General features: G+C 49.9%; 22 protein-coding genes. 12 read left to right on the plus strand and 10 right to left on the minus strand.

The genetic code is table 11. From position 1 onward, the window contains the following. Window positions 1-159 precede the first annotated feature (159 nt). The 6 genes from HMPREF3052_RS05360 (at window position 160) to HMPREF3052_RS05375 (ending at window position 5,658) form a co-directional block, all read left to right on the plus strand. Entirely contained in the window at window positions 160-1,680 is a 1,521-nt protein-coding gene (locus tag HMPREF3052_RS05360) for a DUF4178 domain-containing protein (RefSeq protein ID WP_283126959.1), read from the plus strand. 1 nt (window position 1,681) lies between these two features. Continuing rightward, the gene (locus HMPREF3052_RS11775; protein WP_162837292.1) at window positions 1,682-1,828 is read left to right on the plus strand and encodes a hypothetical protein; all 147 of its coding nucleotides are present in this window, start codon (window positions 1,682-1,684) and stop codon (window positions 1,826-1,828) included. Continuing rightward, complete coding sequence (speD, locus tag HMPREF3052_RS05365; RefSeq protein WP_049329825.1) at window positions 1,825-2,208, plus strand: adenosylmethionine decarboxylase; 384 nt, start codon at window positions 1,825-1,827, stop codon at window positions 2,206-2,208. The genes HMPREF3052_RS11775 and speD overlap by 4 nt, the downstream gene beginning before the upstream one ends. 137 nt (window positions 2,209-2,345) lie before the next feature. Next, the gene (locus tag HMPREF3052_RS12055; RefSeq protein ID WP_283126960.1) at window positions 2,346-2,585 is read left to right on the plus strand and encodes a hypothetical protein; all 240 of its coding nucleotides are present in this window, start codon (window positions 2,346-2,348) and stop codon (window positions 2,583-2,585) included. Window positions 2,586-2,591: 6 nt separating this feature from the next. After that, window positions 2,592-3,812 (plus strand): DUF4178 domain-containing protein, encoded by a 1,221-nt coding sequence (locus HMPREF3052_RS05370; RefSeq protein WP_283126961.1) that lies wholly within the window; start codon window positions 2,592-2,594, stop codon window positions 3,810-3,812. Window positions 3,813-4,053: 241 nt separating this feature from the next. Further along, the gene (locus HMPREF3052_RS05375; protein WP_070749000.1) at window positions 4,054-5,658 is read left to right on the plus strand and encodes an NAD(P)-binding protein; all 1,605 of its coding nucleotides are present in this window, start codon (window positions 4,054-4,056) and stop codon (window positions 5,656-5,658) included. Window positions 5,659-5,727: 69 nt separating this feature from the next. On the opposite strand, the gene HMPREF3052_RS05380 is transcribed toward HMPREF3052_RS05375, so the two are convergent. Together HMPREF3052_RS05380 and edd are read right to left on the minus strand one after the other, a co-directional pair. Continuing rightward, window positions 5,728-6,366 (minus strand): bifunctional 4-hydroxy-2-oxoglutarate aldolase/2-dehydro-3-deoxy-phosphogluconate aldolase, encoded by a 639-nt coding sequence (locus HMPREF3052_RS05380; protein ID WP_070749002.1) that lies wholly within the window; start codon window positions 6,364-6,366, stop codon window positions 5,728-5,730. 220 nt (window positions 6,367-6,586) lie between these two features. After that, window positions 6,587-8,422, minus strand: a complete 1,836-nt coding sequence (gene edd, locus HMPREF3052_RS05385; protein ID WP_070749004.1) for a phosphogluconate dehydratase — start codon at window positions 8,420-8,422, stop codon at window positions 6,587-6,589. Window positions 8,423-8,905: 483 nt separating this feature from the next. Between edd and zwf the strand changes: the two genes are divergently transcribed. From zwf to pgi, 5 genes are all read left to right on the plus strand, one after another. Then, window positions 8,906-10,351 carry a glucose-6-phosphate dehydrogenase gene (gene zwf / locus HMPREF3052_RS05390; RefSeq protein ID WP_070749088.1) on the plus strand — a complete coding sequence of 482 codons (1,446 nt, stop codon included), beginning with the start codon at window positions 8,906-8,908 and terminating at the stop codon, window positions 10,349-10,351. Between the two features lie 63 nt (window positions 10,352-10,414). Then, complete coding sequence (gene pgl, locus HMPREF3052_RS05395) at window positions 10,415-11,110, plus strand: 6-phosphogluconolactonase (protein WP_070749006.1); 696 nt, start codon at window positions 10,415-10,417, stop codon at window positions 11,108-11,110. After that, complete coding sequence (locus HMPREF3052_RS05400; RefSeq protein WP_070749007.1) at window positions 11,091-12,071, plus strand: glucokinase; 981 nt, start codon at window positions 11,091-11,093, stop codon at window positions 12,069-12,071. The genes pgl and HMPREF3052_RS05400 overlap by 20 nt, the downstream gene beginning before the upstream one ends. A 77-nt stretch (window positions 12,072-12,148) precedes the next feature. Beyond that, entirely contained in the window at window positions 12,149-12,997 is an 849-nt protein-coding gene (gene hexR, locus HMPREF3052_RS05405; RefSeq protein WP_070749009.1) for a DNA-binding transcriptional regulator HexR, read from the plus strand. Between the two features lie 143 nt (window positions 12,998-13,140). Then, complete coding sequence (pgi, locus tag HMPREF3052_RS05410) at window positions 13,141-14,784, plus strand: glucose-6-phosphate isomerase (RefSeq protein WP_070749011.1); 1,644 nt, start codon at window positions 13,141-13,143, stop codon at window positions 14,782-14,784. Between the two features lie 51 nt (window positions 14,785-14,835). Here pgi and HMPREF3052_RS05415 read toward each other — a convergent pair whose 3' ends face one another. The 7 genes from HMPREF3052_RS05415 to HMPREF3052_RS05445 all read right to left on the minus strand — a co-directional run bounded on the left by HMPREF3052_RS05415 (window position 14,836) and on the right by HMPREF3052_RS05445 (window position 23,368). Next, entirely contained in the window at window positions 14,836-15,933 is a 1,098-nt protein-coding gene (locus HMPREF3052_RS05415) for an NnrS family protein (RefSeq protein WP_070749014.1), read from the minus strand. A gap of 294 nt (window positions 15,934-16,227) precedes the next feature. After that, a complete protein-coding gene (locus HMPREF3052_RS05420; protein WP_070749090.1) occupies window positions 16,228-16,842 on the minus strand; it encodes a CadD family cadmium resistance transporter in 615 nt (204 codons plus the stop codon). A gap of 311 nt (window positions 16,843-17,153) precedes the next feature. Continuing rightward, complete coding sequence (locus tag HMPREF3052_RS05425; protein ID WP_210399507.1) at window positions 17,154-17,846, minus strand: ATP-binding cassette domain-containing protein; 693 nt, start codon at window positions 17,844-17,846, stop codon at window positions 17,154-17,156. Then, a complete protein-coding gene (locus tag HMPREF3052_RS05430; RefSeq protein WP_070749017.1) occupies window positions 17,846-18,643 on the minus strand; it encodes an ABC transporter permease in 798 nt (265 codons plus the stop codon). Before HMPREF3052_RS05430 ends, HMPREF3052_RS05425 begins: the two co-directional genes overlap by 1 nt. Window positions 18,644-18,830: 187 nt before the next feature. Further along, the gene (locus HMPREF3052_RS05435) at window positions 18,831-19,991 is read right to left on the minus strand and encodes a ComEC/Rec2 family competence protein (RefSeq protein WP_070749019.1); all 1,161 of its coding nucleotides are present in this window, start codon (window positions 19,989-19,991) and stop codon (window positions 18,831-18,833) included. A 424-nt stretch (window positions 19,992-20,415) separates the two neighbouring features. Continuing rightward, the gene (locus HMPREF3052_RS05440) at window positions 20,416-21,393 is read right to left on the minus strand and encodes an ABC transporter substrate-binding protein (RefSeq protein ID WP_070749021.1); all 978 of its coding nucleotides are present in this window, start codon (window positions 21,391-21,393) and stop codon (window positions 20,416-20,418) included. 58 nt (window positions 21,394-21,451) lie between these two features. After that, complete coding sequence (locus HMPREF3052_RS05445) at window positions 21,452-23,368, minus strand: TonB-dependent receptor (protein WP_070749023.1); 1,917 nt, start codon at window positions 23,366-23,368, stop codon at window positions 21,452-21,454. Window positions 23,369-23,691: 323 nt separating this feature from the next. Between HMPREF3052_RS05445 and fumC the strand changes: the two genes are divergently transcribed. Next, window positions 23,692-25,080 (plus strand): class II fumarate hydratase, encoded by a 1,389-nt coding sequence (gene fumC, locus HMPREF3052_RS05450; RefSeq protein WP_070749025.1) that lies wholly within the window; start codon window positions 23,692-23,694, stop codon window positions 25,078-25,080. A 50-nt stretch (window positions 25,081-25,130) separates the two neighbouring features. On the opposite strand, the gene HMPREF3052_RS05455 is transcribed toward fumC, so the two are convergent. Continuing rightward, the gene (locus HMPREF3052_RS05455) at window positions 25,131-25,655 is read right to left on the minus strand and encodes a hypothetical protein (protein ID WP_049329837.1); all 525 of its coding nucleotides are present in this window, start codon (window positions 25,653-25,655) and stop codon (window positions 25,131-25,133) included. Window positions 25,656-25,799: the final 144 nt, after the last annotated feature.

Genomic DNA, 25,799 nt, shown 5'->3' on the forward strand with positions numbered 1-25,799 from the left:
GCTGCTTCTGTGAAAAGGTTTCAGACGGCCTTTTGAATCATTTGATTGAGTCTATTCGGCGATTTGGTTTGTTTCTAATCTGAAATCATTGATAAAACCAGTTGATATAAACGTTAAGGCCGTCTGAAACATTCCAACCCATTCTGAAAAAGCAAATCCATGTCTCAAACTCCTTTCTTCAAAACCGACTGCCCAAGCTGCGGCGCACCTGTCGAAGCGCATTCTGCTTCTGCTGTGACGCTGGTGTGCGGCTATTGCAACAGCATGCTGGTGCGGCAAGATAACGGCGTTGTCGATTCCGGCCGCGATTCCGCATTGCTGGAAGATTTTAGTCCGTTGCAAATCGGAACCAGCGGCACATTTGTCGCTCAACGCTTTACCTTGGTCGGGCGGCTTCAGGTGCAATACGACGATGGCGCGTGGAATGAATGGTATGCGCTATTTGACGACGGCAGGGCAGGTTGGCTTTCTGAGGCGGGCGATTTATATGTGATGACCATGCCGGTCGAAATCGATAATCCGCCGAAATTTGAAGACACACGAGCCGGATTTAGCGAGCTGACTTTTCAAGATAAGCGCTATATTGCCTCCGATGTCCGCAAAATCAGCTTGAAACGCGCGGCTGCGCAGGGCGAATTGCCGTTTGTTTTGAAAGAGGATACAGAAAATCGGGTTTCCGACTGGCGTTGCGAAAACCTTTTCATCACGCTCGATTACAACAATAAAACACCCGAAGCCTTCTTTGGCCGCATGGTAAACCTAGATGATTTGAAGCTGGAAAACACGCGCCACGAAGATGAAATTAAAGAAAGTGCAGGCCGTCTGAAAGGCAGTATTACTTCAGAAAACTGTCCTAACTGCGGCTCATCCATTCATTGGGTGAACGGTCTGACTTCCCATCTGAACTGTCAAAGTTGCGGCAGCGAATTGGCAGTCGGCAAAGATAAAGCGGAGCTTATTACCGCCAATAATCTGCGTTTGTCGCAAAATACGATGTTTACTTTGCCTGTCGGCTCGACAGGCCGTCTGAAAAAACGCGAATTTTACGTTATGGGAGCGATCAGATACGCCGAAACTGACGCACAGGAAACGTTCGACAACCTGTTCAACGGAGCCAACCGCGTGCTCATACCCGAAGGCCAATGGTCGGAATATCTGCTTTACAACCCAACTCAGGGTTTCTTATGGCTGGTTGAAGCTGATGAAGGTTGGAATATTTCTGAAACCTTGAACGATTGGCCGCGCCTCGACCGAAACCGCCAACCGCAAGGCTATGGCAAACTTTATGACTATGGAGGCAGGGTAGAAGTCGCTGCCGGCGCCTTCTATTGGCGTGTCCGAAGCAGTGATTTGAACTATTACAGCGATTACCGAGACGGACAAAGCCGTAAGCTTGGTTCCGAACTAAACAGTCACGAAATGGCATGGAATAGAAGTACACCCATTGCTTATCGGGAAATTGCGGATGCGTTTAATTTGACCAGCCGCGCACCGCATTACACTGCAAACATGGCGGCAGACGGTATTGATAAATCATTAAGAATCATAATGACCGCCATCTTGGTTGTCGTCAATTTCCCTGCGCTTTTGACTGGTGACAGCTCTGCTGCACTTACCGTCATCTTTATAGGATGCTGGTTGTTGTGGACCATGGGCAAAAAAGACGAGGACGAGGATTAACATGTCGAGAATCACTTATATTATTTTCAGCACCATCATCATCGTCATCTCCATGATTATCAGCTACGGCTCTTCCGACTCCGACGGCTCACGTATGCACTCCGGCGGTTATTATGGCGGCAGTGGCTATTCTGGAGGCCATAAATGACCCACATGCCCGGTAATCATGGCCTATTAGACTTATACGGCTGCGATGAAGCCATCTTAAAAGATGAAGGCCGTCTGAAAACCGCTTTAGCAGCTGCCGCACAGGCCGCAGAAGCCACCATATTAACCGAACACTTCCACACATTCGGCGGCGCAGGCGGCGTAACCGGCGTTTTACTGCTCGCCGAGTCCCATATCAGTATCCACACTTGGCCGGAACACCATTTCGCCGCCATTGACGCATTTATCTGCGGCGGCATGAAATTGGAAAAAGTGAAGGAAATCTTGTGCAGGGAGTTGGCGGCTGAAAGGGCTGTTTGGACGGTTGTGCAACGTGGCGAAGGTATACTGGACGATATACAATCATTAGTTGAACAATAAAATCTATAAGGCCGTCTGAAAGCATATTCAATCCGTTTTCAGACGGCCTTAAACCTTGTACTGATTAAACTGAAATATTGACGCTATGTGGAAAAACGCCTTTTTTTAAAACCGATTGCCCAAGCTGTGGTGCGTCTGTGGAGGCGTACTCCGCTACTGCCGTGACGCTGGTGTGTGGCCATTGCCGCAGTATGCTGGTTGCTAGAAGCGGTAAGGGGAGGAGCGGATATTTTGTTGCCAATGCAGGGCGTGATTCTGCGTTGCTGGAAGATTTCAGTCCGTTACAGATTGGAACGAGAGGCGTTTTTGATGATCGGAAATTTACGCTGATTGGGCGATTGCAGGTGCATTATGATGTCGGCGCATGGAATGAATAGTATGTCTTGTTTGATGACGGGCAGACCGGCTGGCTTTCCGAGGTTGGCGATTTATATGCGATGACTTGTTTGCTGGCTCAGAAGAGGAGACGGGGGCCGAAAAATTTTAAGTCGGTGAAAGCCGGTTCCAGTTCGTTGATCTTTAATGGCCAAACCTTTATTGCGTCGGACGTTCGCACCATACATTATCGTAATACCGATGCGCAAGGCGAGTTGCCGTTCAATTTATCTGGGAATCAAGCGACAGGCAAGGTTTGCGACTGGCGACGGGGCAATTTGTTTTTGACCTTGGATTATTCGACTTTTCCAATGGACTCCTACTTCGGACGCATAGTCAGTTTGGACAGTTTGAAGCTGGAAAATAAGCGCAGTGATGATGAAATCCGTGAAAGTGCAGGCCGTCTGAAAGGAGAGATTCTTTCTGAAAACTGCCCTCATTGCGGCGCTCCTGTTCATTGGCCAGGTGGTGTTACTTCTTTCCTTTTATGTCAGTCTTGCGGCAGTAGTTTGAACACGACAAAAGATACTGTTGCGTTGATGGAGGCAAATGCCCAAAGGAAAGAACAAGAAAACCTGTTCACACTTTCCATAGGTACGAAAGGCCGTCTGAACGATACAGAATATCTGATTATCGGGGCTGTAAGATTTGCTGAGATACCGTCCTATAACCAAAATCAGTCTGAATACTGGACGGAATATCTGCTTTATAACACGCAGCAAGGGTTTGCCTGGCTGATTGAGTCTGGAAAACGCTGGCGGCTGTCAGAAACCTTACACACATGGCCGGACTTTGATTCAAGTGGCAATCCTGCCGGTGAAATGTTGATTGATCATTACCGCGGGCAGGTCGAGGCAGCGGCTGGTGCTTTTTATTGGAAAGTCAAACAAGGCGATTTGTTTCATTACAAGGAATATAGCGGCAAGAAAAGTTATGGCCGGAATGTCATTCTGTGTTCCGAGCAGAGCAAGGATGAAATAGTCTGGAGTAAAAGCAGCCCTGTGTCTTACCGCCAAATGAGAAAGGCATTCGGCTTGTCTTTTGATACTAAGGAGATGCTCTCTTACTGGCTGAAGGGCGACAATAGAAATGTTGGGAGTCGAGATAATGTAGCCCGTATCATTGCTATGCTGATTCTTATCATCGTTAACCTTCCGGCCTGGCTGTCACCGCACCTACGTAGCCCAGTTGGTATAGCGGTCAGTCTGTGTGCGTTGGTATGGATATGAGTTTCTGACAGATATAAAAACGATCGTGATTACGAAGAAGAACGGGTAGGGACGATTATTTTCTTTGCTTTCATCATTTTTCTTACCGTCTTGTTCAACTATGTCCAAGCGGAAGATAGCGACTCATCGCATTCCGGCAGCTCCTATCATGGTTATTCGGCAGGGCATAAATAACGCGAGACCTGCTTAACCTCGTTGTACCGTTTTATTTTTATTTTTTCAGACAACCTTTTTATAAAACATGCTAACTCGCCGTCAATTTCTCAGCTATACCGCCGCGTTTGGCGCTGCCTCTGCTTTCTCTTGGCAGACTTATAAATACCTCAATCGCAAACCGCCGGTTTCTATTAACCGTGTCGGCTTGCCGTTGGGGCATTTGTTGCGCGACGAAGAGTTGTTGCAAGCGCCGGCTCGTCGTTATGAATGCAATACGCTGATACTCGGCGGCGGTGCGTCTGGTTTGGGGGCGTTGTGGTATTTGGCGAAGCATAATCACTGCGATGTATTATTGGCAGAAGGGTTTGAACGCAATGGCAACAATGCCGCCTATACGTCTTCAGCCGGCCTGAAAGCGCCGAGCGGTGCGCATTATTTGGCTTTGCCGTCGAAAGAAAGCGTGTATGTGCGCGAGATGCTGGCAGATTTCGGTATTTTGCAGTCGGACGGCAGCTTTAGGGAAACCGATTTGGTTTATGCGCCCGAATCGCGCCTTTTATATCAGGATAAATGGGTGGAACATTTATTGCCGAAAGAAGATGCGGATTCCAAACGGTTTTTTGATTTGATAGGCCGTCTGAAACAGGCTTACGGCAATGACGGTAAGAAAATTTTTGCCATTCCGATTGCGCTGTCATCGGCAGATGAGACATGGCGCAAACTTGATCATCTGACGTTCAAACAATGGCTTGAGCAAGAGGGCTACACCTCGCCCGAACTTTTATGGTATCTCGATTATTGTTGCCGCGACGATTACGGACAAGGTATTGGGCAAGTGTCTGCCTTTGCCGGACTGCATTATTTTGCCGCCCGCAACAGTGCAGAAACCGTCCTCACTTGGCCCGAAGGTTTGGCGCATCTTTCTGAAAACCTGCGCCGTCATGCTGGTTTGCAGGAAGGCTGGCAATGGCCGTCTGAAAACAGTATCCATTTGGAGAAGCCTGCTTCGGTTAATGCTTCCGCCGTCAAAATCAAACCGCTTTCAGACGGCCGGATTGAAGTGTGGCTGCGTGATAATGCAAAAGGGGAAACCGTTGCCGTCACCGCGCAACATGTTATCTCCGCCATGCCGTTGATGGTTGCCGCCCGCATTATTGAATCTCCCGAACAATTTGGTCTGGACATCCCAGAATATGCGCCATGGCTGGTTTCCAATTTTGAACTGCACAGTTTCCCGAAAGAAAAAAACAACAGCGAACTTGCGTGGGACAACGTGGTTTACGGCAGCCAAGGGCTGGGCTATGTTGTTGCGACCAACCAGCTTATCCGGGTTGCCCGTCCTGAACGCACAATTTTTACCGCCTATGCCGCGCTCAACCACGATACGCCACAAGTCGTCCGCCGCCAGCTGCTTAAAGCAAGCGACGAAGAGCTGCTCCAGCTTGCCGCCCAAGATCTGCTTACCGCTTACGGCGAAGGCTTTTGGCGGCACGTTTCCCATGTTGACATTACCGTTCGCGGGCATGGCATGAGCGTGCCGAAACCCGGCTATTTAAGCGATGAGGCTTTATTAAAAATCAGAAGTCGAAATTCTGGATTATTGTTTGCACACAGTGATTTAAGCAGCTATTCGGTATTTGAAGAGGCTTTGTATTGGGGTGTGGAAGCGGCACGGAAAGTGTTGGCTTAATTGATATAAAAAGGCCGTCTGAAATCATATTCAGACGGCCTTTTCTCTTTTAACTTAATAACAACCTGATTAGGCTTTTGGTTTTAAAGCGGCAGCTTCGCGAGCCAGACGGGTGATGGTGTCCCAGTCTTTGTTTTTGATGGCTTCTTTCGGAGTCAGCCATGAGCCGCCGACGCACAAGACATTAGGCAGTGCCAAATACTCGGGTGCAGTTGCCAGGCTGATGCCGCCGGTCGGGCAGAAGCGAACATCGGCATAAGGGCCGTACAGGGCTTTGAGCATGGCTTTGCCGCCAACGACTTCGGCAGGGAAGAGTTTGAGGGTGTCGATACCGTGTTCCAAAGCCAGTTGGACTTCGCCTGGAGTGGCAACGCCGGGAATCAGGGGGATGCCGCTGTTGTGGCTGGCTTTGGCGAGGGATTCGTGCAAACCCGGGCTGATGGCGAAAACTGCGCCTGCGTCTTCGACGGCTTTGAGCTGTTCGGGGTTGGTAACCGTACCCGCGCCGATGATGGCGTTAGGCACTTCTTTGGCAATCAGGCGGATGGCGTCGAGGCCGACGGGGGTGCGCAGGGTGATTTCAAGGGTGGGGATGCCGCCTTCGACAAGAGCGTGGGACAAATCGACGGCGGTGCTTAAATCGTCAATCGCCATGACGGGCACAACTGCGCCGGCAGTCAGGATTTCGCGTGGGGTCAGTTTGGACATTTCGGTTCTCCAAGTGGATTTGGGGTGTCGTTTTTTGTTGAGGTTAAACGGGATGGGGGTTTTCAGTTTTCAGACGACCTTTGGGGGCTGTAGGTCGGATACTCGTATCCGACATCTTGGACGGCTGTGTCGGATTCAAGAATCCGACCTACGTCTATTTAAACCGCTTCAATAATTTTTCAGACGACCTTCCGTTTGAAAAGGTCGTCTGAAACGTGCATCAGGCAAATTCGCCGCCGAAGCTCATGGCGCCGGTTTCTGCGCTGCTGGTCATGCTGCGGAAGTTGGCGAAGAGTTCGCGGCCGCAGCCTTGTTGGTTCGCGCTCAAGTCGATGCGTTCGACTTCGCGGGCGTTCCATTCGGCTTCGTTAATCAGGACGTTGAGTTCGCCGGTAACGGAGTCGAAGCGGATCAGGTCGCCGGTACGGATTTTGGCGATGTTGCCGCCCATCAGGGCTTCGGGTGTCATGTGGATGGACGCGGGTACTTTGCCGGACGCTCCGGACATACGGCCGTCGGTCAGCAGCGCCACTTTGAAGCCGCGGTCTTGCAGGATGCCCAAAGGCGGGGTCAGTTTGTGCAACTCGGGCATACCGTTGGCGCGCGGGCCTTGGTAGCGGACGACGCAGACGAAATCGCGTTCCAGCTCGCCGCGTTCAAACGCAGCCAACACTTCGCGTTGGTCGTTGAACACGATGGCAGGCGCTTCGATAATGCGGCAGCCTTCGCGCACGGCGGACACTTTAATCACGCCGCGACCGATGTTGCCTTTCATCAGGCGCAGACCGCCGTCCGGGGAGAACGGGTTGTCGGCTTTGCGCAGGATATCTTCATTGCCGCTGGTTTCAGGGGCTTCGCGCCATTCGAGTTTGCCGTCGATGAGGAAAGGCTCTTTGGTGTAGTGGCGCATACCGTGTCCGACGACGGTATCGACATCGTCGTGCAACAGACCTGCGTCCAGCAATTCGCGGATGACGAAAGGCAGGCCGCCGGCTGCGGTAAAGTGGTTCACGTCGGCTTTGCCGTTGGGATACACACGGATCAGCAATGGGATGATGGAGGAAATTTCGTCGAAGTCGTCCCAGTTCAAAATTACGCCTGCGGCACGCGCCATGGCAACGAGGTGCATGGTGTGGTTGGTCGAACCGCCGGTCGCCATCAGGCCGATCAGGGCGTTGATGAAGGATTTTTCGGTCAACATTTCACCCAATGGTTTGATGGTGCCGTTTTTGATGCCGCGTGCGAGGTGTCCGGCTGCGTAGCGGGTCAGGGCTTCGCGCAGGTCGGTGTATGGGTGGACAAAGGCGGCAGCAGGTAGGTGCACGCCCATCATTTCCATCATCATTTGGTTGGAGTTGGCAGTGCCGTAGAAGGTACAAGTACCCGGGCTGTGGTAAGAACCCATTTCGCTTTCAAGCAAGGCATCGCGGCCGACTTTGCCTTCGGCGAAAAGTTGGCGGGTACGGGCCTTTTCTTTATTGCCGATACCGCTGGACATCGGACCTGCGGGGACAAAGATGCCGGGAATATGACCGAACGAAAGCGCGCCTATCATCAAACCCGGAACGATTTTGTCGCACACGCCCATAAACAGGCTGCCGTCAAACATTTGGTGCGACAGGCCGACAGCGGTACTCATGGCAATCACGTCACGGGAGAACAGCGACAATTCCATCCCGGCGTAGCCCTGCGTGATGCCGTCGCACATGGCGGGCGTACCGCCGGCAACTTGCGCGGTTGCGCCGTTTTTCTGCGCTTCGTCTTTAATTTGGTCGGGGAAGTCTTTAAACGGCTGGTGTGCGGAAACCATGTCGTTGTAGGCGGTGATGATGCCTAAATTGGGAACGGTGTCCTGAAGCATTTCGATTTTGATGCTTTTTGGCATGGAGGCATAGCCGTGCGCCAAGTTGCTGCAACCGAGCTGGTTGCGCTCCAGCCTTCCCATTTGTTTGGCGCTGCGGATTTTCGCCAGATATTTTTCGCGGGTCGGACGGCTGTGCTCGATGATGCGCTCGGTGATTTCGGCGAGCTTGGGGTGGATAGGAGTGGGATTCATGTTCGGTCTCCTGTCGGAAGGGGTGGTATGGGATTTTTGTTTGCGCGTTTCTGATTTTTTGTATTGGGTGTTTTTCAGACGGCCTGGAGCTGTGGGAATAAATAATGAGTGCCGTCTGAAATGTTGAAGATTTCTCTTCGAAGTGTCTGCGTATTATAGTACAAATTCTGTAATTTTGTTACAGAATAATTCGCTAAGTGGAAGAAATTTGATTTAAATCGAGGTATAGTCAATTTGTAAAATGGCAGGCTGCAAAAGTCATCAAACTTTTATGTTAAATCAAACAATTTGTAAAAATGAGAATGGACAAAATCTGTAGCCATGTGTAGTATTACTACTCACTAGCCCGCTTGTTTGAAATTTTGGTGCGGGCGATTGGTTTTTTACTGCTTATTGCTTAAAGGCTTTTGATTTTAATTGATTTTTATGGATGACGACAGTCCAAAAGTTTTGAAGCAAGCTTCCTCAACGAGAGATGAAACGATGAGTACACAGACAAATTTTGATTTGGTGTTGTTTGGCGCGACCGGCGATTTGGCAATGCGTAAACTTTTGCCTTGCCTGTATCAGGCGCATGTAGCCGGTTTGCTTCATCCCGAAGGTCGTATTTTGGGTGTAAGCCGCAGCGAATTGGATACCGCCGGCTTTTTGTCTAAAGTGGAAACGAATTCTAAAATCCATATCAAACAAAACTTCTCAGATGAAGCGTGGACGTCGTTTATCCAACGTATCGAGTATTTAAAAGTCGATGTTACAGAGAAAGGCGATTTCATTGCCTTGGGCGACTTGGTAAAAGCACGCAAGAATACTGAAAATGTCGTGATCTACCTCTCAACTGCGCCGAAATTCTTTGCGCAAGCCTGTGAAAACCTTGCCGAAATCGGTTTGAATGCCGATAACGTGCGCGTGGTTTTGGAAAAACCGTTGGGTACGGACTTGGCCTCTTCTCAGCAAATCAATACAGATGTGGCCCGTTATTTCAAAGAAGAGCAAATCTACCGTATCGACCATTATTTAGGTAAAGAAAGCCTGCAAAACCTGTTGGCCTTGCGTTTTGCCAATGTGATATTTGAGCCTTTGTGGAACAACAAATATATTGAAAGCGTACAGCTGACCATCGCCGAGCAGTTGGGCGTGGAAGAGCGCGGCGAGTTTTACGACATTACCGGTGCGTTGCGCGATATGGTGCAAAACCACTTGATGCAAATGCTTTGTATGACTGCGATGGAAGCGCCGGCGAGCTTGGATGCCGATGCCGTACGCGACGAGAAAGTGAAAGTCATCAAATCGCTGAAACCGCTGACCATCGAATCCGTTAACGAAAATGTTATTCGCGGCCAATATGTTGCAGCAAACGGCATGAACGGCTATCTGGAAGAAGTCAACGTTCCGCAAGACAGCTTCACTGAAACCTATGTCGCCATCAAAGCCGAAATCGAAAACGAGCGTTGGAAAGGCGTACCTTTCTACCTGCGTACCGGCAAACGCATGGCAGGCAAAGTGGCGGAAATCGTGTTGAATTTCCGTCCGCTGCAAAACCATATTTTTGACAACAGCCAACCTGCGCCGAATCGTTTGGTTATTGAACTACAACCGACCGAATCCATCCGCCTTTACACTCAAGTGAAAACCCCGGGTGCAGGCAACAAAGTCGAAGTTACGCCGATTGGCGTGGACTTGGGCACAGCCGTAGAGGGCCGCCGCGCCGAGGCTTATGAGCGTCTGCTGCTGGATGTGATTAACGGCAAACTCGCTTTGTTCAACCGTCGTGACGAACTCGAAGCCGCTTGGGAATATGTGATGCCGATTTTGGAAAACTGGGCGAACAATACAACGCCTCCACATGCTTACGAAGCCCATTCTTGGGGTCCTGAAGCTGCACGCGCGCTGTTGGCCCGTGACGGCAACAAGTGGCACGAAGAGCAATAATATTTCTTTCAGACGGCCTTGTTTTCCAACAAAAGGCCGTCTGAAACCATGAAAGGACGAAACATGTTTGTTTGGCTCGAACAAGAAAACGCTGCAACTGCCGCGCAAGCTCTCGCCGATGCCGTTGCCGTCGCATTGCAAGCCGCGTTGAATGAGAAAGGCCATGCGGTTTTGGCCGTTTCCGGCGGTCGTTCGCCGATTGCGTTTTTCGAGGCTTTGTCGAAAAAAGATTTAAATTGGCAAAATGTCGGCATTACTTTGGTGGATGAGCGTATTGTTCCGACCACGCATGCCGACAGCAATACAGGCTTGGTACGCGAATATCTGCTCAAAAATAACGCGGCTGTTGCCACATGGATTCCTGTTGTTGAAGACGGAAAGTCTGAAACTGAATTACAACCTGAAGTTGTCGTTGCTTACGCATTGAAACATTATAAGCAACCTGACGTGCTGGTGTTGGGCATGGGCGGAGACGGGCATACGGCGTCGTTGTTCCCTCAAGCGCCTCAATTACAGGCAGCAATCAATGAAGCCAATGACCCGACATTGGTTCATACCACGCCGGTTACCGCGCCGCATGAGCGAGTGAGCATGACTTTGGGTGCGATTGCCAAAACGCCGAATGTATTTTTGGCCATTCAAGGCGCAGAGAAAAAAGCGGTATTCGATAAGGCTGCTGCAAGGGCTGACACCGAATATCCGACCAGTCTGATTCTCAATCACCAAGGAATTAACTGCCATGTCTACTATGCACACTGAGGCTTATCCTCGTTTGATCGCCGATATCGGCGGTACGAATGCCCGTTTTGCACTTGAAACTGCACCACAGGTCATTGAAAAGGCTGAAGTCTTGCCTTGCAAGGATTACGACACCATTGTCGATGCCGCCAAAACTTATTTGGAACGCGCAGGCCGTCCGAAAGTTTTGCACGCAGCCTTTGCGATTGCCAATCCGATTTTGGGCGACTGGGTGCAGATGACCAACCACCACTGGGCATTCTCCATCGAAACCACCCGTCAGGCTTTGGGTTTTGAAACGTTGATTCTGTTGAACGACTTTACCGCCCAAGCTTTGGCGGTAACACAAACCGATAAGAAAGACTTGATACAAATCGGCGGTCAAAAACCAATCGAATTTGCGCCTAAAGCCGTTATCGGTCCGGGTACCGGTTTGGGTGTCAGCGGTTTGGTACACAGCGCTGCCGGCTGGGTGGCGTTGGCAGGCGAGGGCGGCCACACCAGCTTCCCGCCGTTTGACGATATGGAAGTGTTGATTTGGCAATACGCTAAAAACAAATACGGTCATGTTTCTGCCGAGCGTTTTTTGAGCGGCGCAGGTTTGAGCCTGATTTACGAGGCATTGGCCAAACGCGACAACATCAAACAATGCCGTCTGAAACCCTCTGAAATCACCGATAAGGCATTGAGCGGAACATCGCCTATTTGCCGTCAGACTTTGGATATTTTCTGCGCCATGTTGGGCACGGTCGCTTCCAATTTGGCTTTGACTTTGGGTGCGCGCGGCGGCATGTATTTGTGCGGCGGGATTATCCCTCGCGTGTTGGATTACTTTAAAACTTCTCCATTCCGCAGCCGCTTTGAAAACAAAGGCCGCTTTGAAGCATATCTTGCCGCCATTCCCGTGTATGTCGTATTGAGCGAATTTCCGGGCATCGTCGGCGCGGCGGCCGCATTAGACAATCATTTAAATAACGTTTAAACACACAAACGGCGGTGCAGGGCAGGGTACGAAAATGTACCTTGTCCTGAACGTCAAAGAATCAAAGGGTAGAGTATATGTTAAGCAAAATCAGCGAATCATTGTCCAATCTCTCCGGCGCAGAACGCAAAGTTGCCGAATCTGCGTTGGCCGAGCCGAAATGGTTCGTTCATGCCGCAGTGGCCGAAATCGCCGAGCGTGCCTCCGTCAGTCAGCCGACTGTAATCCGTTTCTGCCGTAGCTTGGGTTACAAAGGCTTGCCTGAGTTCAAACTCGCTTTGTCTGCCAGCATCGGTCATGAAGGTATGCCATACGTTCATGAAGAATTGAACGCCGATGACAACATGAGCAGCGTGGTTGAAAAAGTCTTGGGCAATGCCGCAGCCTCCCTTTTGGGTGAGCGCCGCTTCCTGAAAGAATCCGAGCTGGAAAACGCGATTGCCATTCTGATGCACGCACGACGCGTTGAGTTTTATGGTGTCGGCAATTCCGGCATCGTTGCCCAAGACGCGCAACACAAATTCTTCCGCTTCGGTATGTCCACCGTCGCCTATGTCGATACGCATACCCAGTTGATGGCGGCTTCCGTATTGACCGAGCAGGATGTATTGGTGGCGATTTCCAATACCGGCTCATCTATCGAATTGTTGGATGCGGCCAGTATCGCTAAAGAAAACGGCGCAGCCGTTATCGCGCTGACCCGCAATGATTCGCCGTTGGCCCAAATGGCCGACTGCGTATTGAGCATTGCCACTCAGGAAAATGCCGAGCTTTATACGCCTATGGTGTCCCGTCTTCTGCAGCTGGCCGTTATCGACATTCTTGCCATCGGCTTGGCTTTACGCTTGGGCGACACGGCCAGCATTCAACTGCAAAAAAGTAAAAAAAGCATATATAACAAACACATCGAATACGATAAAGATTGATTCTTCACTGATATATTCAGACGGCCTTAACCCACATCAAGGCTGTCTGAAACCTCAAAAAACGGAAACCACCCCGTTCCCGTTTCAGACGACCTCACGGCCGTTTTCTCAACAAAACTGTCCATTATCCAGGAGAGCATCCGATGAAACAGCTTTACGATTTACCAGCTTGGTCAAAATTATGGATACATTTTGATGAAACCAAAGAACAACATATGCGTGAAATGTTCGAGCAAGATCCCGAACGTGCCGAGCGCTACTGGCTGCAGGTTGGCGGCCTGACTTTGGATTATTCTAAAAACCGTATCAACGACGAAACCATGTCGCTTTTGTTCGAGTTGGCGCGTGAAGCAGGCGTGCCTGAACGGATGCAGCAAATGTTCCGCGGCGAAAAAATCAATACGACAGAAAACCGCGCCGTACTCCACGTTGCCCTGCGCAACCGCACCAATGCCCCCATTGTCGTGGATGGCGAGGATGTCATGCCTAAGGTCAACCATGTCCTGCAACGCATGGGCGAGTTCGCGCATGAAGTCCGCAGCGGCAGCTGGTTAGGCTATACCAATCAAGTGATTACCGACGTCGTCAACATCGGTATCGGTGGCTCCGACCTCGGCCCTCTGATGATGTGTACCGCGCTCAAGCCTTTCGGTCATCCGCGCCTGAATATGCACTTCGTCTCCAACGTGGACGGCTCCCAACTGCGCGACGTATTGTCTAAAGTCCACCCTGAAACCACGCTGTTCATCATTGCTTCCAAAACCTTTACCACCCAAGAAACCCTGACCAACGCCCTGACCGCGCGTAAATGGTTCTTGGATCATGCAGGCGATGAAAGTGCCGTAGCCAAACATTTCGTTGCCGTATCGACCAACCAAAAAGCCGTCGCCGAATTCGGTATCGATACCGCCAATATGTTTGAATTCTGGGACTGGGTCGGCGGACGATACAGCCTCTGGTCGGCAATCGGCCTGCCCATCATGCTCTACTTGGGCGAAGAAAACTTCATCGAAATGCTTAACGGCGCGCACTTGATGGACCAACACTTCATCAACACGCCGCTGGAGCGCAACCTGCCGGTTATCCTTGCCCTTATCGGCGTTTGGTACATCAACTACTACGGCGGCGGCAGCCACGTTATCGCGCCTTACGACCAGCATCTGCACCGCCTGCCCAAATTCATCCAGCAACTCGATATGGAGAGCAACGGCAAACAAGTTACCCTTGACGGCAAAGCTGTCGGTTACGAAACTTCGCCGATTATTTGGGGCGAAACCGGTATCAACGGCCAGCACGCGTTCTTCCAACTGCTGCACCAAGGTACGCACATCACGCCGATTGACCTGATTGCCTCCCTTGAAAAACGCAGCAACCTGCGCGGCCACCACGAAATCCTGCTGGCGAACGTTTTTGCCCAAGCCGAAGCCTTTATGCGCGGCAAAACGCCGGATGAAGTGCGCGCCGAGCTTCAAGCTCAAGGCATGGACGAAGCGCGTATCGAAGAGCTGGTTCCGCACAAAACTTTCTCCGGCAACCGTCCGACCAACCTCATCCTCATGGACAAAATCAACCCGCGTAATATGGGCAGCCTGATTGCCATGTACGAACACAAAACTTTCGTCCAAGGCATTATTTGGGGCATCAACAGCTTTGACCAATGGGGCGTAGAGCTCGGCAAACAACTGGCTAAAACCATTCTTGCCGAATTGACCGGCGAGACCGAAGTACAAAAACACGACAGCTCGACTACACGCCTGATTAATCTTTATTTGAATGCCAACAAATAAAGCGTTTATTTAAAGCCAAGGCCGTCTGAAAGTTTCAGACGGCCTTTTGTTTTATTCCGGATCATCCGTAAACGCATTTTCCCGAAATATCGGTACAAATGTGAAAAGATACAGTACGAACACGGCGATAGTCAGAAGCGCAGGAACGGTAATGAAAAATATCGGGTTCACGTTCATCAAGAAAGCACGCGAGACGGCAGCTATAAAGAGCAGGGGGACGGCAATGCGGCAGAGTTTGGGATAATCGAGTTTGGTAAAGCCGCTGTGCCACAGTCCGGCAGTCAGCCACACCATCATCACGCCACCCATCATGCCGCCGAGGGTAATCAGGTGCAGGGGCGCGGAGGCGGGCAGGTTTTGCAGTTTCGCCGCGCCTGCCCACAAATAACCTGCGGCGGCAAAGAGTTGGAGCAGGTAATAGGTGCGGACGTAGTGTTTACGCAGGAGTTCGTGATGGTGAAGCTCACGCAGTTTGGCGAGCAGGATGAAGCCGACGGCAAGCGCGGTAAAGCCGGCGGTTTGCGCAGGCAGCCAAAGTTCGGCGGCGGCGTGCAGCAGCAGGAAGGTGATGGCGATGTTTTTATAGACGACGTTGGGGATGAATACGGGGTCTTTCAGACGGCATTCTTTGAGGGCTTCCGCGCCCAAAAGGACGCTGACGTGGACGGATACGAACATGACCGCCGCCATGTTCAGATGCACTTGCGCGCGCAACAGGTTCAAATCGCCGCTAACGGCATAGGCTGTCTGAAAAACGGTGAACGCGGCAAGCAGCATCAGCAGGGCGAAGTTGTCAGTATTGCGGTCGAGCCAAATCAGCCAAGCGCAGAACAGCAGCAACACCAGCCAATAGGCGGCAACGAAAAACGAAGCGGTTTGCGGCGCAAACGGCAGCAGGACGGATGCAGCGAGCAACAGCGCCGCCAAGACGGTGGCAACGGGTTTCAGACGACCTTTATAGCCCGTCCATTCGAGCATGGCGGCAGTCAGAAAACCGCCGTATGCCGCAGGCAGCATGAGTTCCAAGAAGATTTGGCGGTGCAGGACGATGGCGCCGGGGCTGATGAAAAACACCAACGCGCCGAGTATGGCAAGCACCGCCGCGCCGACGAAAAACGGCCGCATGGGGTGGGTGAAAAATTTATTCATGGCTTGGCTTGATTCTGCATGAAGATACTTTCGGATATAAATTTATTGGGCGGACAGAGCCGTATCTTTTGCCAAAGAGGCAAGCCTGCGGCTTGCTTACCCTCTCCCTAGCCCTCTCCCACTGGGAGAGGGAATCGGGCTGTCGAACCCGAGCATTTTCAGGTTTACCTGCCATCTGATTCCCAATTCTACGGCTCTCTGATTTTCAGCAACCTTATCCCTCTCCCGCGGGAGAGGGTTAGGGAGAGGGCAACGAACCACAAGGTTCGTCAGATACTCAAATGCCTGTATCATTCATATTATTGATATTATTGTTCGAATTGTATTATTTTCAATAATAATAAATAACCCTAAACCAATATAAATAGCAGCCATTATCCAACGACTAAACTTCTCTACAATTTCACCAACACCTGAAATATTAGCCAATCTTTGTGCTGTATATACTAAAACAAAAATCAATATTAAAAATACAAGAAGAGTAACTAATAAGTCGATAAGATCTAAAGTCACAAAGTAAGGAACAAAAAGTCCAATATTATCTGCACCACAACTAGCAACTGTAACCAAAGCAACAATACCGACTAATTTTGACAACCCTTTTTCATCCAATTCTTTTTTAGCTCTTTTTTCGCCCTCACAATCGTCGTAAATAGCAACTTTAATACCTAAGTAAATCGGTATTAAACCTAATAAACCCAACACCCATTTTTCCGGAACATAATGCAAAACAAAAGCTAGAAATAAACTAACTAATATTAAAATTACAGAACCTAAATATTGTCCGATATAAATATCTCGATATTCTTTTCTAGTATTTGCTCTAGCAAAAAATATTAATAGTATTACCAACAAATCTACTGCTGTAGCAATATATAAAACAGCAGCAGTAATCACAGTCGAAAACATAAAGCACCTCATAATGAATCCCCTGCCCCCTCGGCACCACGGCTTTTTCAAAAACCGAATCGCGTTCGGATAACAGATTCGTATCTTTCGCTAAAGAGGCAAGCCTGCGGCTTGCTTACCCTCTCCCTAGCCATCTCCCACGGGGAGAGGGAATTGGGCTGTCGAGCCTGAACATTTTCAGGTTTACCTGACATCTGATTCCCAATTCTACGGCTCTCTGATTTTGAGAAACCTGATCCCCTTTCCCCGTGGGAGAGGGTTAGTGAGAGGGCAACGAACCGCAAGGTTCGTCAGATAATCAAATCCCCTCATCACTCATAATAATGAATCCCCTGAAACTCCCTTGCCACCACAGCCTCCTCAAAAGCCGAATCGCGTTCGGACAGCGGCGTGGGCAGGGTCATCACGTTTTGTACGTTCATGCCCTTAGTGGAAAGCAGCATGATTTCATGGCTCAGGCGCGCGGCTTCGAAGCGGTCGTGCGTTACCAGCATACACGCCATGCCCTGCTGCTCGATTTTTTCCACCAGCATGGCGGCCAAAATATCGCGCAAATCGCGGTCCAAACCGACAAACGGCTCGTCCAGCAAGGCAAGGTCGCAGCCGCACAGCAGCAGGCGCAAAAACGCCACCCGTTTCGCCATGCCGCCGGACAATTCGGTTGGATATTTGTTCAAATCGCCCGCAGTCAGCCCGACTTTCGCCGCCAGCGCGACGATTTCGCCTTCATCGGATTTGTCCATAAAAATCGCGATATTCTGCATCGCGGTCAGGTTTTCCGGCAGGCGGTTTTCCTGAAACAGAAAACCCGTTTTACGGAAAGTATTGCGTATTGTACCCGATTTTGGCGTTTCCAAGCCCGCAATCAACCGCAAAACCGTCGTCTTACCGCAGCCGCTCGGTCCGAACAAGGCTTTCACTTCGCCGTGTTGCAGGTTCAAACTGAAATCGCGCACAATGGGATCGCGGAGAATTTCAAAACGCACGTTTTCAAGACAGAGCATCATCTCCTCCACGGCATAAACAAAATTTCCAAAGGCTTGGTGATCAGGTATTCAAACAGCGACACAAACACGATAACCAGAACCACATAAGCCATCACCGTCGAAGTCTCCAGCATCGCCCTCGCGTCCGCAATCCGCGCACCCACGCCTTCGCTCGCGCCCAAGAGTTCCGCCATAATCACCACCTTCACCCCCATCGCCACTGCCACGCTGATGCTGGAAATCACATAGCCCGTCAGATGCGGGATATACAGATAACGGATTTTTTTCAGACGGCCTAATTTATAAGCGTCAAACAACTCCTCATGTTGCTTGTTCACACTCGCCATCCCGACCGCCGCACTCGCAAACGTCAGCGGCGCAACCAATACAATGATGGTAAACAACACGCTCGGATTGCCGAAACCGAACCAAAACAGAGCCATCACCACCCAAATAATCGGCGGCATCGCCAACAAAACCGTAATCACAGGCTTAAGCAACGCCATCGCCGTCTTAAAACTGCCCGCCACCAGCCCTGCCGCCAATCCCGCCACCAGCGCAACCGAAATCCCCACCACCGACCGCCACAGCGAAATCCCGATTTCGTTTTCCTGAAAATGTTTCAATAAATCCAATGACTTTTGAAACACCCCCACCGGCGCAGGCAACATAAACTCGCCGAACACGGCGCTGCCCCACGCCCACAACGCCACCACCACCATCGCCACGCTCAGACCGGCAAAGCCGCTCCAAAGGTAGTCGATGATGTAAAACACCGCAGGCTGCGGTTTGCGGATTTTGTCAGTTTTAATCATGGTTTGAGTGTTGGTTGATGGGAATGGTTTGGGGACGGTAGGTCGTCTGAAAAATGGTAATTGGGTTAGATGGAACATCGTAACCCAACAAAACGGTTTGGTTTTCCCAAATAGTGTTTTTCAGACGACCTTGGGTTGGGATTTCGGGGTTTCGTCGGGTTACGACTGCTGCTAAGCCAGCCTACGGTTAAACCAAAAATTTAAAAACTTGAGTAAACAAATCTCTCTTATCATTCGTAACATAAACAGGTAAATGGTGCTCCAAGGTTAACTGTTTAATAACCATACTTGATGGATGCCCATAGGGATTCGATAAACCAAATGATATTGGAGAGATTATTCCAAGCCGTCCTTCACTAAAGTCGTTGAAGAAGTCAATATCAAATCCATTTTTGCTACCATGATGTGGAACTTGTATTGTATTAACTGGCAAATAATGTTTACATCCTTTTATCTTATTTTTAAAGTCATTAACGATTGTTTTTAAATGAACATCTCCAGTATAAATACATCCAATATTAAACTGAGTATAAAAAAAATCAAAATAATCACGCCCAAATGAATAAAATTCCAAATCTTTTCTTATGTAAATATAATCTATATATGCTGTGCTATATTTATATTCAATGAAATTGGAATAAAGAACTAGGGAGTTCTGATTAATATCCCCGTCTACTTCTTTATAACATTTTCTAATTTCTTTTGTGTGATTAGCTACATAACCAACATCTTTCAAATCCCTAATTGAGATATTATTTTCTCTAAATTTCTTTATTAATTCCTTACATCTTATTTTATTTTTATAGTTGTATGGTTTATAAATCCAAAATTTCTGCCCCCTAAGAGAAAAGCTAATATTTTCCCCACTCTCTATTTCAGCTCCATCTTCAATTTCAGCTACATCCCTTATTTCCTGATTCGACTCTTCATCCCTACTTTCAACAACCTCCCTAACCCAAATAATTTTCGTTTCACTTCCAAAAAATTCTTTTGGATTATTTAGAATATCTAAAGAATTTTTATATCCAATACCTAACCCTTTATAAACAAAAAGTAAAAAATCCTTATCTTCCTCAAAAAGTAAAGGCATGATTACTGTTTTAATTTTACCCACACTATTTTTTAAGATATTAATTTTATTGACATGATCACTATCAAAGTGAGAAATAAATAAAATGTCTATATCTTCATTTTTATCAAAACTATTTGAAATTACTTTATCAACACCTCTTGATAATGAACCGCAATCATATACAACATTAAAGTTATTATTTTCTGTCTTAAATGATTCGCTATAAAATCCCCCTTGCCCTACAGGGTAAAAAGTTCTTTGCATTTTTATCTTCATAAAATCACCTATAAAATATTTCTAATTAACCGGTAGATTAGCTCATGAACCAACATTTCAAGCAATCTGACGGTTTTGTTGGGTTTGACAATCTACCCCATGGTTACCATCCGCCGTCATTCCCGCGCAGGCGGGAATCCAGAGGTTTGATGTTGCTGCAATTTTAAAACATTCCTGCAATATCAGAGACTGGATTCCCGCCTGCGCGGGAATGACGGCTCTTTGTGTACTGTTCGAACTATTATCTGATAGGCCGTCTGAAAAGAGTAGGTCGGATACTTGTATCCGACAGCCTCCATTTAGCCGAAATGTCGGATTCAAGAATCCGACCTACGCTGCTGGTAATGTCCTTATAGGCCGTCTGAAAATGACAAGTCAGATTTCATGGCTACTCCACTATTTTCAGACGGCCTCTATCCTCCCTTTAAGCCAAGAAGAACCCATTATCCGGCAGCTTGCCTCCCAAGAGTTTCGGGTTGAACTGCATCAGGATTTCGTAAAACTTCAAAATCTCGTTCTTCACTTCGCTGCCTTTGGTTACCGTCAGTCGTGCGCCGTCCAAGCCCATGACTAGGGCGGGTTCGGGGGCGGGTAGGTAGTTTTTGCCGATTTTCGCGGCGCTTTGGCGGTTGGCAAGTATCCAGTTGAGCGCGTTTTTCAAATCCTGATGGAAGATGTCGAACTGCGCCTTGTGCGCGTGGAAATATTCTTCGTTGGCGATGATGCCCGCCATCGGAATCAGCGGTTTGGTGTCAAACGCCTGCCCCCATGCTTTCACTAAGTCAAAGCCGCGCACGACATTTACGCCCATGGTTTTGCCTTTGAGCATACCCGCGCTCGCCATCGGTTCGGGCAGGATGGCGGCGTGGTAGTCTTTGCTTAAAAACAGTCCGATTGCTTCGGGCGGCGTGGCGGTGTAAGTGATGCCGACTTTGTGCGCGTCGATTTTCAGTTTTTTCAACAAGGCTTGCAGCACGATGTCGGGCATATCGTTTTTAAACGGCACGAGGATTTTTTTGCCGACCAAATCCTGCGGCGAGGCAATCGTGCTGCCTTTGCACATCAGCTGCGTGATGCCGTTGGTCAAAATATTCACCATGCCGACTTTCTGCCCTTGGTTGCGCAGGTTCACGCCGACATTGCTCGGACTCATCATCACTTTAAATTGCCCGCTCGCCACGCCCGCGCGAAGCTGGTCGGGCGAACGCCAAATTTTCAGCGACACATCCGCCTGCTTCGCCAGCTTGCCTTGCAACGCCGCTACGGCAATGGTTACGCTGGGCATTGCCGGTGCACCGTACACGGTAAACTGCTCTTTCCCCGCCGCCAACAGCGAAGGCGAAACGCCTGCGGCTGCCAGCGCGGCGGTCATTTTTAAGAAATCACGTCTTTTCATATCCATTTTTTTATCTCCTAATTCTTAATAAGCCAGTATAGGCATTTTTCAGACGGCCTGATACTCAAAACGCCGCGTACAAACTCAGCCAATACGTCCTGCCCGGTGCATACACCACGCCGGGGGACAGGGCGAGGACATGGTCGCCGCTGATGTGTTCGGCGTATTTTTTGTTGAACACGTTGTTCACGCCCAAACGCAAGCCGTATTTGTCTTTGATGTTTACGCCTGCGTACACGTCGGCAACGGTAAAGCCTTTGGCGGCTTCGCGTTTGTCTATGCCCAGACCGCTTGCCGCGTCAAAATCGCCGCGCGTTTGTTTGGCGACAAAGCGTGCCGCCGCGCCGATGTTGTAGCTGCCGTGGGCAAAGTAGTTTTTGTAGTCGGCTTGGACGGCGGCTTCAAACGGACGGATTTGATAGAGCGGCCTGCCGTCGGTTTCGTTGTGTCCGTAGTTGTAGGCGGCTTTGATGCCTGCCGCCCAATGCGGATTGAAGTTGTAACGCGCATAGGCCTGCGCGGTGAACAGGCGTGCGTCCACGTTGCGTGTGATGATGCCGCCGCCTTTGGAAGCTGTGCCGCTTTGTCCGCGTGCGCGGTCAAAAATAATCAGGTCTTTGACTTTGTCCGCCACAAGCGTGCCGCCCACGTTCCAGCCCGCACCTGCCAACGAGTTCATGTAGCCGTTGTAGTAGTCGTTGCGGCTGTCGGCGGTGAGCTTGATGCGGTTGTGTTTTTCGGTTTTCAGCAGCGGATTGCCTGCGATGGCGGCGGCTGGATTTTGGTTCATCAACGCGCCGTTTATGCGGTTTTGCACGATGGCGGCAAGCGAGTTGAAGCGTTCGGTGTTGTCGCCGATGCGTTCCAAATGCGCGAGGGAAACGCTGTATTTTTGCGTTTCAGACGGCGTGAAATCGTATTTGAGTTCGCCCGACAAAGCATGACGGCGCACTTTGCCGTTGAAGTCGTAGCCGTAATGGGTTTTCCAGATTTGTTGTGCCGAGGCAAAGGCGAGATTGCGGTTCATCGGATGGGCGGGTTGCGCCGTATTTTTGTGAACGTCCGCTTCGTTGAGCTCGTAGCTCAAACCCAAGCCCAGTTTGTGTCGGTCGTCAAACTTGTAAGACAGGGTATCGGCAATGCGCCAGCGGTCGAGGTGTACATCGGCGAAACGGTAGCCGTTGAGGAAGTCGCGCATGGGAGTGTGGGCGTTGCGCTCGCCGTTTTGGCTGTCGTTGCGGTAGCCGATGGCGGCCGTGTTGTGGAACTTGCCGAAATCCGCGTCGTGTTTGAGCGAGAAATCATACACCTTGCGGTCAAGTTCTACGAAAAACTGCGGCGTGTTGTTTGGGCGCAGGGAGTAATTGTCGGCATGGCGTTTGAGTTTGATGACGCCTGCTTCCGCGCTGACCGTATTGCTCAAATCGGCATTGCCCCAACGCGCGTTGAGTTTGGCGATGTGGCGTTCGGTGTCCAATGCGTCGTTGACGAACTGCGGCTGGCGGTCGTTGTTGATGTCGTCGTGCAGATAAGTGAGGCGGTATTCCTGATTTTCAGACGGCACGAAACCGAGCACCAAAGCCTGATTGAAGCGGCTGTATTTCCAATCGGTATCGCGCCCGCCGCCGTCTTTGTAGCCGTTTGCCTTGGTGTGATTGAGGTTGGCTACGCCGTATACCTTCGCCCCGCGTGCTTGCGCGGTAACGGAGTTGTAAAAGCTTTTGCCGTAAAAACCGCTGTTTGCCTTCAACGGGCGGAAGGCTTGGTCTATGTTTTCGGTAACAAAGTAATGATTGCTACGGTCGGTGCGGTCGAATTGGTTTTCGGGGAAGTAGCCCTGAGCCGCGGTTGGTGCAATCGGTTTGGGAGGGGAGAAGGTTTTGACAGGCTGGATTTCATCAGGGTCTGCCAAGGTTTCGGCAAAGCCGTTTGCGGCGGCAAAACTACTCATTAACAAGCAAATCAAATGGTTTTGTTTCATGATTTATATTCCGATAATCATTTTTATTTATTATGCTCTTAGAGAGAAGCAAAGTAAAGAAACGATAAAGTGTCTGAAGCCGACAAAACTTTATTGTCGACAAGGAAAGCTTTAGCCTTGAACACAAGCCGATACGGGCTAAAAACTTTTAGAAGAGAGGAGTGTTAGCGAGGTTTGTATTTGGATTCCATCTTGCGTTTGTGTTTTCCGTTTATAAAGCAGATAGGCCGTCTGAAAAAATATCTCTCTTTTCAGACGGCCTATTGCTGGTTATAATAATTTTACGAATCATTATTATTTCTATTTAAATATAGGAGAAACGCATGAGTACCCGTACCGAACACGACACCATGGGCAATGTCGAAGTCCCGTCCGAAGCCTATTGGGGCGCGCAGACCCAGCGCAGCCGCAACAATTTCAAAATCGGCGGCGAAACCCTGCCGCAGCCGTTGATTTACGCTTTGGCGCTGGTGAAAAAAGCCGCTGCCGCGACCAATGTTTCCCTCGGTAGGATTAAGCCTGAGCAGGCGGATTTGATTACGCAGGCGGCGGACGACGTGTTGAGCGGCAAGCTCGACGGGCAGTTTCCCTTAGTAGTATGGCAGACCGGTTCCGGCACGCAGTCCAATATGAACATGAACGAAGTGCTGGCAAATCGCGCCAACGAAATCGCCGGTACGGGTTTGGCGGCGTACCAGCCCGTCCATCCCAACGACCATGTGAACCACGCGCAATCGACCAACGACGCGTTCCCAACCGCCATCCACGTCGCCGCCGCGATTGAAATCAACCGCCACCTTATTCCGGCGGTAAAAGCCCTGCGCAACACATTGGACAAAAAAGCCCAAGCCTTCGCACCCATCGTCAAAATCGGCCGCACCCATTTGCAGGACGCGACGCCGCTGACTTTGGGACAAGAGTTTTCCGGCTACGTTTCCCAGCTCGACCACGGCTTAGGTCGTCTGAACGACGCGCTCAAAGGTTTGTACGAACTCGCTTTAGGCGGCACGGCGGTCGGTACGGGTTTGAACAGCCATCCCGAATACGCCGAAAAAGCCGCCGCCAAACTCGCCGAACTGTCCGGCCTGCCGTTTGTCAGCGCACTGAACAAATTTGAAGCCTTGGGCGGACGCGATGCCGCGGTTGCCGCTTCGGGCGCATTGAAAACACTGGCGGCAAGCCTGAACAAAATCGCCAACGACATCCGCTGGCTGGCAAGCGGCCCGCGCTGCGGTTTGGGTGAAATCAAAATTCCCGAAAACGAGCCGGGTTCGTCCATCATGCCGGGCAAAGTCAACCCGACCCAATGCGAAGCGATGACCATGGTGTGCTGCCAAGTGTTCGGCAACGACGTTACCATCGGCATGGCGGGCGCGTCGGGCAATTTCGAGCTGAACGTCTATATGCCCGTTATCGCCTACAATCTCTTGCAATCCATCCGCCTCTTGGGCGACGCGTGCAACAGCTTCAATGAACACTGCGCCGTCGGCATCGAACCCGTGCCGGAAAAAATCGACTATTTCCTGCACCATTCCCTGATGCTGGTTACTGCGTTAAACCGTAAAATCGGCTATGAAAATGCCGCCAAAGTCGCCAAAACCGCCTATAAAAACGACAAATCGCTGCGCGAAACCGCCGTTGAGTTGGGCTTGCTGACAGGCGAAGAGTTTGACGAACTGGTCGTCCCTGCCGATATGGTCCATCCGCGTTAAGCTTTAATAATAAAACATGCCGTCTAAAAATGTTTTCAGACGGCATGTTTTTATGCTGCGGTTGTCTTTTTTTCAAATAGGGCAGAAATCATTGACAGTAAATTGAAGAACAGTAGGAAAGTCACTGACCTTAGAAATGTACGCCAGGCATAATGCCACGCCTCCGTTCTGTCTGCTTGGGGTAGGAGCGATGCAGTATAGCGGTTGTGTAGGGTTTTTGCGGTGTCATTGTTTTCCAAATAGTCCAACGAAAGTACCAATAATTTGCCCGTGTCTTTGTGTTGTAAGAATTTGGCATGTTCAACCCAGATGCCCGGCTTGGCTTGTTCGCATAAGGATTCAATGCCGACGCAAGAGGCCAAGCTGTTTTGGTTGTTTTGCAAAATCGACAGCTCGTTTTTTTCAGCCTGCATGGCTATGGGGGAGGTTTGATGAAGGTATGCGCTCATGCCGTTGCTCTCTATTGCTTGAAAATCATGGAGCTGGCTGAATCCGCCATTTTCCCAGGCGACGAATACGGCATAGCATCCGCTGAATAGGCAGATCATAGCCAATTTAAAGACAAAGTTTTTCATCCTTGCTCCTTTTGTTTGGAGACGGCGGCAAAGTCAGGAGGCGTGTTTTCTCGTTTGAAGGTAAGTTTAGGCTTATCTTTTTTTATTGTGAGGTTGAGTGTAACACAGGTAATCAAAAGGCCGTCTGAAAATTTTCAGACGGCC

The sequence above is a fragment of the Neisseria sp. HMSC056A03 genome (assembly GCF_001815685.1).
Classification (GTDB): Bacteria; Pseudomonadota; Gammaproteobacteria; order Burkholderiales; family Neisseriaceae; genus Neisseria; species Neisseria subflava.